This is a genomic window from Sphingomonas panacis (genome assembly GCF_001717955.1).
Taxonomy (GTDB): domain Bacteria; phylum Pseudomonadota; class Alphaproteobacteria; order Sphingomonadales; family Sphingomonadaceae; genus Sphingomonas; species Sphingomonas panacis.
This window is the reverse complement of record NZ_CP014168.1, coordinates 3,974,017-3,986,059: the sequence shown is the minus strand read 5'-3', so window position 1 is coordinate 3,986,059 and position 12,043 is coordinate 3,974,017. Positions and strand designations below refer to the sequence as shown.

At 68.1% G+C, this 12,043-nt stretch carries 11 protein-coding genes; 6 read left to right on the top strand and 5 right to left on the bottom strand.

Annotated features, from left to right (window positions below):
* The first annotated feature begins 112 nt into the window (after positions 1 to 112).
* Positions 113 to 1,759, top strand: a complete 1,647-nt coding sequence (locus tag J0A91_RS18150) for an inorganic phosphate transporter (protein WP_169833161.1) — start codon at positions 113 to 115, stop codon at positions 1,757 to 1,759.
* A gap of 135 nt (positions 1,760 to 1,894) precedes the next feature.
* On the opposite strand, the gene J0A91_RS18145 is transcribed toward J0A91_RS18150, so the two are convergent.
* On the bottom strand, positions 1,895 to 2,920 hold the full coding sequence (locus J0A91_RS18145) for an SPOR domain-containing protein (RefSeq protein WP_069206072.1): 1,026 nt from the start codon (positions 2,918 to 2,920) through the stop codon (positions 1,895 to 1,897).
* Positions 2,921 to 3,099: 179 nt separating this feature from the next.
* On the opposite strand from J0A91_RS18145, the gene J0A91_RS18140 reads away from it, so the two are divergent.
* On the top strand, positions 3,100 to 3,813 hold the full coding sequence (locus J0A91_RS18140; RefSeq protein WP_069206071.1) for a ParA family protein: 714 nt from the start codon (positions 3,100 to 3,102) through the stop codon (positions 3,811 to 3,813).
* A 114-nt stretch (positions 3,814 to 3,927) separates the two neighbouring features.
* The gene (locus J0A91_RS18135) at positions 3,928 to 5,199 is read left to right on the top strand and encodes an SPOR domain-containing protein (protein WP_069206070.1); all 1,272 of its coding nucleotides are present in this window, start codon (positions 3,928 to 3,930) and stop codon (positions 5,197 to 5,199) included.
* A gap of 32 nt (positions 5,200 to 5,231) precedes the next feature.
* Here the strand turns inward: J0A91_RS18135 and J0A91_RS18130 are convergent, their stop codons facing one another.
* Genes J0A91_RS18130 through purM form a run of 4 tightly spaced genes read right to left on the bottom strand, consistent with a single transcriptional unit; the run spans position 5,232 to position 7,893 of the window.
* Complete coding sequence (locus J0A91_RS18130) at positions 5,232 to 5,846, bottom strand: hypothetical protein (RefSeq protein ID WP_069206069.1); 615 nt, start codon at positions 5,844 to 5,846, stop codon at positions 5,232 to 5,234.
* Complete coding sequence (locus tag J0A91_RS18125) at positions 5,843 to 6,220, bottom strand: MmcQ/YjbR family DNA-binding protein (RefSeq protein ID WP_069206068.1); 378 nt, start codon at positions 6,218 to 6,220, stop codon at positions 5,843 to 5,845. The genes J0A91_RS18130 and J0A91_RS18125 overlap by 4 nt, the downstream gene beginning before the upstream one ends.
* A 16-nt stretch (positions 6,221 to 6,236) precedes the next feature.
* Positions 6,237 to 6,806 (bottom strand): phosphoribosylglycinamide formyltransferase, encoded by a 570-nt coding sequence (purN, locus tag J0A91_RS18120; RefSeq protein ID WP_069206067.1) that lies wholly within the window; start codon positions 6,804 to 6,806, stop codon positions 6,237 to 6,239.
* A complete protein-coding gene (purM, locus tag J0A91_RS18115; protein ID WP_069206066.1) occupies positions 6,799 to 7,893 on the bottom strand; it encodes a phosphoribosylformylglycinamidine cyclo-ligase in 1,095 nt (364 codons plus the stop codon). The genes purN and purM overlap by 8 nt, the downstream gene beginning before the upstream one ends.
* 63 nt (positions 7,894 to 7,956) lie before the next feature.
* Between purM and J0A91_RS18110 the strand changes: the two genes are divergently transcribed.
* The 3 genes from J0A91_RS18110 to J0A91_RS18100 are packed head-to-tail and all read left to right on the top strand — an operon-like array spanning position 7,957 to position 12,025.
* Complete coding sequence (locus J0A91_RS18110; RefSeq protein WP_069206065.1) at positions 7,957 to 9,219, top strand: hypothetical protein; 1,263 nt, start codon at positions 7,957 to 7,959, stop codon at positions 9,217 to 9,219.
* Positions 9,216 to 9,848, top strand: a complete 633-nt coding sequence (locus J0A91_RS18105) for an HdaA/DnaA family protein (protein ID WP_069206064.1) — start codon at positions 9,216 to 9,218, stop codon at positions 9,846 to 9,848. Before J0A91_RS18110 ends, J0A91_RS18105 begins: the two co-directional genes overlap by 4 nt.
* Complete coding sequence (locus J0A91_RS18100) at positions 9,848 to 12,025, top strand: RNA degradosome polyphosphate kinase (RefSeq protein ID WP_069206063.1); 2,178 nt, start codon at positions 9,848 to 9,850, stop codon at positions 12,023 to 12,025. Before J0A91_RS18105 ends, J0A91_RS18100 begins: the two co-directional genes overlap by 1 nt.
* The last annotated feature ends 18 nt before the right edge of the window (positions 12,026 to 12,043 follow it).

Genomic DNA, 12,043 nt, shown 5'->3' with positions numbered 1-12,043 from the left:
CGAGATTAAGGGGCGCCGCAACATCGGTGCGACCAACGCGCCGTTTTCGACGGGGCTTCGCCAAGAACGCTGCTGTCATCATATGGTAACAGAAGCAGGCCACGCCGACTTTATGGATATATCCACTACAGCGTCACTCGAACCGAGTGAACGTGCCGTCGGCGTGCCGCATATTGACCGGCCCTTGCACCCGGCGGGGCGCTGGATCTTCCTCGCGATCATCGTCGGTGCGATCGGTTATGCGGGCGCGAGCATCCTGTTCGATACCGCGCAGGCGGGCGAGGGGCTGGCGACCGCGACCTTCGCGTTCCTCGCGCTGGCGCTGCTGATCGCGCTTGGGTTCGAGTTCGTCAACGGCTTCCATGACACCGCCAACGCGGTCGCCACGGTGATCTACACGCACTCGCTGCCGGCTCCGGTGGCGGTGGTATGGTCCGGGTTCTTCAACTTCCTCGGCGTGATGTTTTCGAGCGGCGCAGTGGCCTATGCGATCGTGACGCTGCTGCCGGTCGACCTGATCCTCCACGTCGGGTCGGGCGCCGGATTCGCGATGATCTTCGCGCTGCTGCTGGCGGCGGTGATCTGGAACCTCGCGACCTGGTATGTCGGGTTGCCCAATTCGTCGAGCCATGCGCTGATCGGCTCGGTGCTGGGCGTCGGCTTCGCCAACCAGATCCTGGCGCATGGCGGCAACGGCACCTCGGGCGTGGACTGGGGGCAGGCGCAGAAGGTGCTGTCGGCGTTGCTGTTCAGCCCGCTGATCGGCTTCGTCGCGTCGATGGTGCTGCTGCTGGTGATGAAGCGCGTGCTGCGCAACCCGACGCTCTACACCGCGCCGAGCGCCGATTCACCGCCGCCCAAGGGCATCCGCGCGACGCTGATCGCGACCTGTACCGCGGTCTCCTTCTTCCACGGCAGCAATGACGGGCAGAAGGGCATGGGGCTCATCATGCTGATCCTGATCGGCTGCGCGCCGACCGCCTATGCGCTCAACCGCACCATGCCGGCGAGCGAGATGCCCGCCTTCACCGCATCGGCCAACGCCGCCGCCACCGCGTTCCGCGCGCATGGCGGCACGGTCGGCAGCGATGTCGGCGCGGCGCGGGTGGTGCTGACTCATGCGCTGGAGACCAAGAAGGCGACCGGGCCCGCGACCTATGGCGCGATCGACACGCTTTCGCACGATGTCACCGCGCGCATTTCGGGATATGGTTCGCTCGACAAGGTGCCGGCGGCGGCGACGCCGAACCTGCGCAACGACATGTATCTTTTGCAGGGCGTCGCGCAGTTCGTGACCAAGGACAAAGCGTCCGAAACGATCTTCTCGGCGGACGAGCTGGACGCGATCGGTGCGTATCAGAAGCATCTCGAAAAGGGCACGCGCTTCATCCCGCTATGGGTGAAGGTGATCGTCGCGATCGCGCTCGGGCTCGGCACGATGGTCGGCTGGAAGCGGATCGTCGTCACGGTCGGCGAGAAGATCGGCAAGACGCATCTGACCTACGGCATGGGCGCCTCCGCCGAAATCGTTGCCGCCTTCACGATCATGACCGCCGATCTGTTCGCGGCGCCGGTTTCGACGACGCACATCCTGTCGAGCGGTGTGGCGGGCGCGTCGGTGGCGAGCGGCAGCGGGTTGCAGACGCGCACGATCCTCAACATGGTGCTCGCCTGGGTGATGACGCTGCCGGCGGCGATGCTGCTGTCGGGCGGGTTGTACTGGCTGCTGCTCGGCGTGGTGCGCGCTTCGGCGGGGTGAGCCTTTAAGCGCGCGCTCCGGGCACGCCCTTCGACACGCTCAGGACGAACGGCGAGAGTGCGCGCGTTTCTTTAACCGTTTCAAACCTTCACCCGTTCATGCTTCGAAACGCTCGGCACGAACGGGCGGGTGTCGTTATGGCGCGACGGGTACGCAGCTCGTCCGGGCGGCGGCGCAGGCGCGGGTGGCGGCGGCGCTTGAGGCGAGCGGGCCGGCCTGGAGGCGGGTGACCGCGCCGGTTTTCACATAATAGGGTTGCAGGCCGGGCAGGCGGCCCTGCACCGATTGCCACAGGCCGCGCGCATTGCCCTCGTCGCGGAACGCGCCGAGCTGGATTCGCCAGCGGCCGTTGCCGGCCAGAGTCGGCGCGGGCTGCGCCGGTGCGGGGCGCGGGCGGGGCGGCGGCGGCGTCGGGCGTGTGCGCGGCGCATCGGGAGCGTTGCCGCGCGGCGGTGCGTCGGGTTCGTCCTGCCGGGGCGTATGGACGGTGGGCGCGGGCCGCGCGTTGGGATCGTAGGCGGAGGGCGGCAGATCGGCGCCGCGCATCGCGGTCTGCGCGCCGGCGTTCGCGATTTCGGGTGGGAGCTGCGGGCGTTTCTCGTCCGCCTCGTACTGGCGGGAGAGGGCCATGCCCTTCTGGCGGTCCTCGGGCGAGAGATACTGGTCCATCTGCGCCTGCACCTGCGGCGCGCGTGGCTGCCCTTGCGCGGCCGAGCGCAGGATCAGCGCATAGGCGCGCGGCCAATCCTTGCTGACGCTGTCGCCGTTGAACAGCATCGTGCCGTACACGAGCTGCGCGCGCGGCTCGCCGCGTGTGGCGGAACGTTCGAGCCAGTGGACCGCATCGGTGCGCTTGCCCTGATCGAACAGGATCAGCCCGTAATTGTCCTCGGCCTGAAGATGGCCCTGCATCGCCGCCTTGCGATACCAGCTTTCCGCCATCGGCAGATCGGTGGGAACGCCGCGGCCGAGCTTATAGGCCTGGCCGAGATTGAACTGCGCGTCGGCATCGCCCTTGATCGCGGCCGGGCGCCATTCGTCGATCGCCTTGCGGTAATCGCCACGGCTCCACGCATCCACGCCGGCTTTGACGTCGGCGAACGCCGGCACCGCGAGAGCCATGCCACCCGCCGCCACCGAGACCAAAATCCATGTCTTCATACGCGGACCCGCATTTCATCGCCCCAAAATCACCTTCGGTTACGCTGAGATACGCAAGATTGGCAAAGATTTCGTTAGGCAGACCGTGCCGAAAAGGAGCGTATCGCCCGGCATTAACCTGTTCTTGACCAATATTGGGGCAATGAGCGGCTTCTACAGGCGGGGGTTGAACGGGGCACATGCGCGTTGTCGCGATGGCATCACAGAAGGGCGGGTCCGGCAAGACCACGCTGACCGGGCATCTCGCCGTCCAGGCAGAGCGTGCGGGAGCGGGGCCGGTGGTGCTGATCGACGTCGATCCGCAAGCCTCGCTGTCGCACTGGTGGAACGACCGCACCGGCGACAGCCCGGCGTTCGCGCGGACCAGCGTGACTCGGCTCGCCGCCGATTTGGAAGCGCTGCGTGTGCAAGGCTTCAAACTCGCGATGATCGACACGCCGTCCGCGATCACGACGGCGATCCAGAGCGTGATCGCGGTCGCCGAACTGATCGTCATCCCGACGCGGCCCAGCCCGCACGATCTGCGTGCGGTCGGCGCGACGGTCGATCAATGCGAGCGCGCGGGCAAGCCGTTGCTGTTCGTCGTCAACGGCGCGACGCCCGACGCGCGCCTCACCACCGAGACGACGATGACGCTGTCGCGGCACGGCATCGTCGCGCCGGTGTTCGTCCACCATCGCGCCGATTTCGCGGCGGCGATGGTCGATGGCGGCACCGTGATGGAGCGCGACGCCGAGAGCGAATCGACCGCCGAGATCGAGGCATTGTGGGGCCATGTGTCGGATCGGCTCGAAAAGAATTTCCGCCGCACGGTGTTCGCGGCGCCCGCAGCGACGGGCACGTTCGGGCAACGGCCGGTGACCGGCGGGTTCGGACGCCGGGTGGTGAATTAAGATGAGCAGCGCCGGCTTCGTGCGTGCGCCCGACCGATTTTTGAACGGCAATCCCGTGGCCGGGGTGCTGGTGAGCGATGTGCCACCGCGCTCGCGCCCGGATGGAGAGATTCGATGAAGACGCGTGCGATCATTTCCCTGGCCGGCTCCGTGCTGCTGTTCGGCGGCGCGCTGGCGGGCGGGGTGCAGGGCATCGCCTTCGCCGGCAGCCACAAGCAGGGTGGCGATGCGCGCAAGGCGGCGGCGGAAGCCGGCAAGGCGCGCGCGCTGCTGGCGCGCGGCAAGGGTGCCGATGCCGTCAAGCACGCCGAGCGCGCCGCGCTGGCCGCGCCCGAATCGGCCGAGTTCCGCATGCTGCTCGGGCAGTCGTATCTCAAGGCGGGGCGGTTCACGTCGGCGCGTGACGCGTTCGGCGATACGCTCGCGCTTGACGCCGGCAACGGCAAGGCGGCGCTCAATCTCGCGCTCGCGCAGATCGCGACCGGCGATTGGGAGGCGGCGCGCAAGACGCTCGCCGCGCATACCGACACGATCCCGGTCAGCGACCGTGGCCTCGCGATCGCGCTGGCGGGCGATCCGGCGGCGGCGGTCGATCTGCTCGCCAGCGCGGCGCGGGCCGATGCGGCCAGCACCAAGACTCGCCAGAACCTCGCGCTGAGCCTCGCGCTCGCCGGTCGCTGGACCGAGGCGCGCGCGGTGGTGGGGCTCGATCTCGCCGCTGCCGATGCCGACAAGCGAATCGTCGAATGGGGTGCGTTCGCGCGGCCCAAGGCGGCCTCGGATCAGGTCGCATCGCTCCTCGGCGTGACCGCCGTTGCCGACAAGGGGCGCCCGGCCGCATTGGCGCTCACCAGCGCCGCGCCGGTGGCGGTGGCGAGCGCCGCGCCGGTCGAGCCAGCGCCGGCTGCGGCTGCGCCGGTAGAGCTTGCCGCAACGGCCGCGCCGTCGCTCAATACCGGGGTGCCCGCGGTCCAGTTCGCCGCGCGTCAGGAAATCGTCCAGCCGCTCGCGGCGAAGCCCGAGGCGGCGCGTGAGCGCAAAGCGCTCGCCAAGGCGGCTCCGGCCGAGGATGCGCCCCGCGCGCTCGCCGCCGGCAAATTCTATGTCCAGCTTGGCGCGTTCGACAATGCCAGCGTCGCGCGCGATGCGTGGAAGCGGGCCGCGCGGCAGTTCCCGAGCTTCTCGGGCCGCACGCCGCAGGGCGCCGCCGTCAAGACCGGGGCCGGAAGCTTCTACCGGCTGTCGCTTGGCGGCTATGCGCGTGGCGATGCGGTGAAGCTGTGCCTGTCGTATCGCGCCGCCGGCGGGCGATGTTTCGTGCGGACGGGCGCGGGCGATCAGCTTGCCGGCTGGGTCAAGCCGGGGGCTGAGCTGGCGTCGCGGTGATCTGATCCTCCCCGCAAGCAGGGAGGATCGGGTTAGCGGGGTTTTTCCACTTTCCACAGCCCGTCCAGCCGTGGGGCGGAGGCGGTGCGTTCGCGCAGCATCAGGCCCTTGAGCTTGAGCTTGTGGCCCCAGATCAGCCCGCCTTCGGTCTCCCAGACGAGATCGTAGATCGCCGTATCGGTGCGTTTCTGGTCGCCGTCCCAATAGCTTGCGGCGACGAGGATCGGCAGGCGGCCCTCGCGTTTGTCGGGGCCGTCCCTGGTCGCTTCGAGCAGCGGCTTGGCAATCCAGTCGGCATCGACATGGGGGCTGAGGATGCTGTTCTGCGCGGGCACGCCGAGCGCCTTGGGGAAGCGGATATCGACGCTCTGCACGTCATGCTCGGCGTCTTTCAACGCGAGACTCGCGCCGCCGTGTTCGGGGGTTGCGGTGAGGCGGACGAGCGTTCGGGTGCGCGCCTCGGTGATTTTCTCGATCTGTTTTTCGTGCTCTTCGCTACGCCGGTCGGACCAGCTCAGCCAGGCGGTGGTCGCCGAGATCAGCAGCCCGGCGACCGCGACGATCTCCGCCAGCGTGACCCAGCGTTTGCGGATCGCGCGGGCCTCGGCGCGTTCGGTGGCGTTGGGTTCGCTCCCGGGTGCGCTCATCGTCCACCTGCTTCCAGAAGCCGCTCGGGCGCGGCGAGTTCCCAGCTTGTCGCGATCCGGTCATCGACCCGATCCCAGTCGAGATCGTCGCGGTCGAGCCGCATCGCCACCCAGCCGAACGTGCCGAGATAGGGCGGCGCGTAATAGAAGGCCGGATCGCTCTCGATCAGCATCGCTTGCTCGTCATGGCCGGTGGTGCGGACGATCGCGACGGTCTCGCCGTCATTGTGATGATTGTGCCAGAAATAGGCGAAGAACTTGCCGCCGGCGATGAGAAATCCGGGCGATCCGTGCGACATCTGCTCCTCCGCCTCGGGCAAGGCGAGGCAGTAGGACCGGACACGGGCGAGGGCGGCTTCGGGATCGGGGCTCATTGCGGACTCACCTTAGCTACGAAGTCTGGGCTACGAAGTCTGCCAGAACGCGCGGATACAGGCGATGCTCCGCGACCAGCACGCGCGCGGCGAGCGTTTCGGGGGTGTCGCCGGGTTCGATCGCCACCTCGGCCTGACCGAGCACGGCGCCGCCATCGAGTTCCTCGGTGACGACATGGACCGAGCAGCCGCCGTGGCTGTCGCCCGCTTCGATCGCGCGCGCGTGGGTGTCGAGACCCTTGTATTTTGGGAGCAGCGAGGGGTGGATGTTGAGGATGCGACCGCGCCAGCGCGCGACGAAATCGTCCGAGAGCAGCCGCATATAGCCAGCGAGCGCGATCGTTCCGACGCCCGCGTCGCGGAGCGCGGCATCGAGCGCGGCTTCATAGGCTGGCTTGCCGATCCCCTTGGGCGAGAGCGCCCAGGTGGCGAGGCCCTGCGCCTTGGCCCAGCCGAGGCCGGCGGCGTCGGGCTTGTCGGAGGCGACCAGCGCGACCTCATAGGCGCCGTCCGCCGCCGCGACGAGGCTCATCATGTTCGAGCCTCGGCCGGAGATGAGGATGGCGACGCGCTTGCGGTCAGCCATGCAGGTGAGTCGCCGACCAGGCATCGCGACCGCCCCAGGTTTCGATGCGGCCGTTGACGGTGCAGCCACGCTCGCCTGCGACGATCTCGCCGATGCGCAGCACGGTTTCGCCCGCGCCTTCGAGCATCGCGGCGACATCATCGGCGGCGTCGGCGGCGACCACCACGGCCATGCCGATGCCGCAGTTGAAGGTGCGCGCCATCTCGCCCGGTTCGATGCCGCCCTGCGCTTGCAGGAACGCCATCAGCCGGGGCTGTTCCCAATCGTCGGCGTGGATCATCGCGTGGGTACCCTCGGGCAGAACGCGCGGGATGTTTTCGAGCAGTCCGCCGCCGGTGATATGCGCGAGGCCCTTGATGCGGCCGACACGGAGCGCCGGGAGCAGGCTCTTCACATAGATTCGGGTCGGCGCCATCAGCGCGTCGATCAGCAAAGTGTCGATGTCGAACGGGGCGGGGCGGTCGAGCTTCCAGCCCTTGTCGGCGGCGAGGCGGCGGACCAGCGAGAAACCGTTCGAATGCACACCCGTAGAGGCGAGGCCGAGCACGACGTCGCCGGGGGCGATATCCTTGCCGGTCAGCACGCGGTCCCGCTCGACCGCGCCGACGCAGAAGCCGGCGAGATCGTAATCGCCGGGGCCGTACATGCCGGGCATCTCGGCGGTTTCGCCGCCGATCAGCGCGCAGCCGGCTTGCAGGCAGCCTTGCGCGATCGAGGCGACGACGCGCTCGGCGACGCCGGCTTCGAGTTTGCCGGTCGCGTAATAATCCAGGAAGAACAACGGTTCGGCGCCCTGGACGATCAGATCGTTGGCGCACATCGCGACGAGATCGATGCCGACGCCATCGTGGTGGTTCGAATCGATCGCGAGCTTGAGCTTGGTGCCGACGCCGTCGTTGGCGGCGACCAGCAGCGGATCGACGAAGCCCGCCGCCTTGAGATCGAAGAAGCCGCCGAAGCCGCCGAGATCGGCATCGGCACCGGGGCGGCGCGTCGCTTTCGCCAGCGGGGCGATGGCGCGGACGAGCGCATTTCCGGCTGCGATCGAGACGCCGGCCTGCGCATATGTATAAGGTTTGTCGCTCATACTGCGTCGCCTAGCCATATCCTGCTTGGATTTCCACGTCTGCTTCGCCAAAAGGGCGCCGACATGCCCCCGCGCCTTTCCCGCCCGTTCCAGTTCCTCGTCGCATCGGCGCTCGTCGCCAGCGGTGGCTTGCTGCTTGCCCAGGATGCCGCGCCGCCGGCGCCGACCTCCCCGTCCGGCGCGATCGGCGACGGATCGGGCAGCTACGAGGTCAGCGGGATTCGCGTCGACGTGAGCGCGGGCAATGCCGATGCCGCGCGCTACGCCGGCTGGCGGCTGGCGCAGCGCAAGGGCTGGCAGATGCTCGCCGCACGGCTGGGGTCGGGCGCTGGCAGCGTGTCCGACGGGACGCTCGATTCGATGGTGTCGGGCATCATCATCGAGAACGAGCAGATCGGGCCGAACCGCTATATCGCGCGACTGGGCGTGCTGTTCAGCCGCGCGCGGGCTGGCGCCTTGCTCGGCGTCGCCGACCAGGAGCAGCGCTCGACCGCGATGCTGACGATCCCGATCGCCTATTCGGGTGGCGCCGCCATCGCGTTCGAGCAGGATAATCCGTGGGTGCAGGCGTGGGGGCGCTTCCGCACCGGCAACAGCTCGATCGATTATGTGCGGCCGAGCGGCACCGGCAACGATTCGCTGCTGCTCAACCTCGGCCAGACGACTCGGCCGGGGCGGGCGTGGTGGCGGATCGTGCTCGACCAATATGGCTCGAACGACATCCTCGTGCCGATCGTGCGGCTGTCGCGGCAATGGCCGGGCGGGCCGATCATCGGCGCGTTCGAGGCGCGGCACGGGCCGGACAACAAGATCGTCACGCGCTTCACGCTGCGGGTCGGCAATGCCGATGCGCTGCCGTTGCTGCTCGACGAGGGCGTGAAGCGGATCGACGCGGCATATCAGGCGGACCTGCGTTCGGGCGGGTTGCGGCCCGATTCGAGCCTCGCCTACGTGCCGCCGGTCGCGCCGACGCCGACCCCCACGCCGACGCCGACCGACACCCCGACCGACGCGGCGGGCACCCCCGGCGGCGCGATCACGCTTGCGCCGGGCGACACCGCGACGGTGGCGATCACGGTTCAGGTCGATACCCCCGGCGCCGCCGCCGTCACTGCGACCGAGGCGGCGCTGCGTGGCCTGACCGGGGTGCGCAGCGCGGTTACCACCAGCCTCGCGCTCGGCGGAGTCTCGGTGATGCGAGTCGCTTATGATGCCGATCCGGCGATGTTCCGCGCGCAACTGGAGGCGAAGGGCTGGGTGGTGACGGGATCGGGCACGACGATCCGAATCCGCCGCGCGCAGGCGAGCGACGGTAATCCGGGGTGAGCGCGCAACTCGCTTTGCCCCTGGAGTGGCCGGCGGACCCGCGTGACGACGAGTTTCTGGTAACCCAATCGAACGAACGCGCGATCCAGCAGCTCGAACACTGGAGCACCTGGCCGGTCGCGGCGGTGGTGGTGACGGGCCCGCGCAAATCGGGGCGCAGCCTGCTCGCGCGGATCTTCGCCGCCAAGGCCGGCGGCCAGTTGATCGACGATGCCGAGCAGCAGAAGGAAGCCGACATCTTCCATGCGTGGAACCGCGCGCAGGAAACCCGCAAGCCGGTGGTGATCGTCGCCTATGCCCCCCCGCCCGAATGGGCGATCCGGCTGCCCGATCTGCGCTCGCGGCTGGTCGCCAGCCCGACGCTTCGGCTGGGCGACCCCGACGAGGCGCTGATGCGCGCGTTGTTCGAGCGGCAATTCTACCGGCGTGGCCTCGATGCACGGCCGGACCTGATCGAGTGGCTGGTGCGGCGGATCGAGCGGACGCATGTCGCGCTGCTGCGCGCGGTCGACGTGCTCGACGAAGCGGTGCTGGGCAGCCGCAAACGGCTGTCGATCGCGCTTGCACGCGCCACCTTGGCCGAGGCAGGGCTGATCGACGGCACCCAAAGCGAATCGGCAGACTCCTGATGACTCGACCCGCGCACATCGTCCGCATCGACAATGACGAAGATCCTTTCGCCGCGACCGAGGGAAACGACCGCTATTTCAACCGAGAGCTTTCGTGGATGGCGTTCAACCGCCGCGTGCTGGAGGAAGCGCGCAACCCGGCGCATCCGCTGCTGGAGCGGCTGCGCTTCCTGTCGATTTCGGGATCGAACCTCGACGAATTCTTCATGGTGCGTGTGGCGGGCCTCAAGGGCCAGCAATTGCAGGATGTCACCCAGCGCTCGCTCGACGGACTCAACAGCAGCCAGCAGCTCGCCGCGATCGTCGGCGAGGCGGATGAGCTGATCGAGCGCCAGCGCACCGTCTGGCGCGAGCTGCGCGGGCTGCTCGCCGAGACCGGCATCGTCGTGCTGAGTTCGCGCACGATCGACGAATCGGTGACCGCCGACGAACTGCGCTGGCTGGAGACCCAGTTCCGCGAGCAGATCTTCCCGATCCTGACGCCGCAGGCGCTCGACCCGGCACATCCGTTTCCGTTCATGCCCAACAAGGGGCTGGCGGTGATGTTCGATCTGGTCCGCGAATCGGACGATGAGCCGATCCGCGAACTGGTGATGCTGCCGGCGCCGATGCCGCGGTTCCTGCGCATACCGGGCGAGATGGTGCGCTATGTCGCGGTGGAATCTTTGGTGAAGCGGTTCGCGCCGCTGATCTTCCCCGGCTACCGCGTGCTCGGCGGCGCCGAGTTCCGGGTGCTGCGCGACAGCGATATCGAGATCGAGGAAGAGGCCGAGGATCTCGTCCGCTACTTCGCCAATGCGATCAAGCGGCGGCGGCGCGGGCGCGTGATCCGGCTCGAACTCGAAAGCGGTATGCCCGAGGTGCTCGGCGCGGTGCTGCGCGACGAACTTGGCGGGCCGGATGCGTTCGTCACCGAAAGCGGTGCGTTCCTTGGCGTCGGCGATCTCGATGCGCTGGTCGATGAGGACCGCCCCGATCTCAAGTTCCCGCCGTTCTCGCCGCGCTTCCCTGAGCGCATCCGCGAATTCGCCGGGGATTGCTTCGCTGCGATCCGCGCCAAGGACATCGTCGTCCACCACCCGTATGAGACGTTCGAGGTGGTGCTGGCCTTTCTCAAGCAGGCGGCGGCGGACCCGGACGTGGTGGCGATCAAGCAGACGCTGTACCGCGCCGGCAAGCAATCCGCCGTCATCAACGCGCTGATCGCGGCGGCGGAAGCGGGCAAATCGGTGACGGCAGTGGTCGAGCTGAAGGCGCGGTTCGACGAGGAGCAGAATTTGCTCTGGGCCTCGGCGCTGGAGCGTGCCGGCGTTCAGGTCGTCTACGGGTTCATCGACTGGAAGACTCACGCCAAGGTGTCGATGGTGGTGCGCCGCGAGGCCGGGCAGTACCGAACCTATTGCCACTTCGGGACGGGCAATTACCACCCGATCACCGCGCGCATCTATACCGATCTGAGCTTCTTCACCGCCGATCCCGCGATCGGGCGGGATGCCGCGCAGATGTTCAACTATGTCACCGGCTATATCGAGCCGACCGGCATGACCAAGGTGAGCCTGTCGCCGCGCGACCTGCGGCCGCGGCTGATGGGGCTGATCGATTCGGAGATCGCCAACGCGCTCGCCGGCAAGCCCGCCGCGATCTGGGCGAAGATGAACTCGGTGGTCGATCTCGCCGTGATCGAGAAGCTGTACGAGGCGAGCAACGCCGGCGTCGAGATCGACCTCATCATTCGCGGCATCTGCTGCCTGCGCCCCGGCGTGCCGGGCATGTCCGAGAACATCCGCGTGAAATCGGTGATCGGGCGCTTCCTCGAGCACAGCCGGATCTGGTGCTTCGGCAACGGCAAGGCGCTGCCCAATGACGGCGCCAAGATCTTCATCTCCTCGGCCGACTGGATGCAGCGCAATTTCGACCGGCGTGTCGAATATATGCTGCCGATCGAGAACCCGACCGTCCACGACCAGATTCTCGACCAGGTAATGGTCGCCAATCTGATCGACAACGAGCAGAGCTGGGAATTGCAGCCCGATGGCAGCTATGTCCGCGACGATCCCGGCGATCGGCCGTTCAACCTGCACCGTTACTTCATGACCAATCCGTCGCTGTCCGGGCGCGGCGCGGCGCTGACCGCGAGCGATGCGGTGCCCAAGCTGTCGCTGCGGCGCACGCGCTGAGCGTGGCGCTGTTCGGCA

Bases quoted from the DNA above. Each gene is read 5' to 3' on its own strand.
- J0A91_RS18150 (WP_169833161.1), top strand. From the start codon at position 113: ATGGATATATCCACTACAGCGTCACTCGAACCGAGTGAACGTGCCGTC.
- J0A91_RS18145 (WP_069206072.1), bottom strand. From the start codon at position 2,920: ATGAAGACATGGATTTTGGTCTCGGTGGCGGCGGGTGGCATGGCTCTC.
- J0A91_RS18140 (WP_069206071.1), top strand. From the start codon at position 3,100: ATGCGCGTTGTCGCGATGGCATCACAGAAGGGCGGGTCCGGCAAGACC.
- J0A91_RS18135 (WP_069206070.1), top strand. From the start codon at position 3,928: ATGAAGACGCGTGCGATCATTTCCCTGGCCGGCTCCGTGCTGCTGTTC.
- J0A91_RS18130 (WP_069206069.1), bottom strand. From the start codon at position 5,846: ATGAGCGCACCCGGGAGCGAACCCAACGCCACCGAACGCGCCGAGGCC.
- J0A91_RS18125 (WP_069206068.1), bottom strand. From the start codon at position 6,220: ATGAGCCCCGATCCCGAAGCCGCCCTCGCCCGTGTCCGGTCCTACTGC.
- purN (WP_069206067.1), bottom strand. From the start codon at position 6,806: ATGGCTGACCGCAAGCGCGTCGCCATCCTCATCTCCGGCCGAGGCTCG.
- purM (WP_069206066.1), bottom strand. From the start codon at position 7,893: ATGAGCGACAAACCTTATACATATGCGCAGGCCGGCGTCTCGATCGCA.
- J0A91_RS18110 (WP_069206065.1), top strand. From the start codon at position 7,957: ATGCCCCCGCGCCTTTCCCGCCCGTTCCAGTTCCTCGTCGCATCGGCG.
- J0A91_RS18100 (WP_069206063.1), top strand. From the start codon at position 9,848: ATGACTCGACCCGCGCACATCGTCCGCATCGACAATGACGAAGATCCT.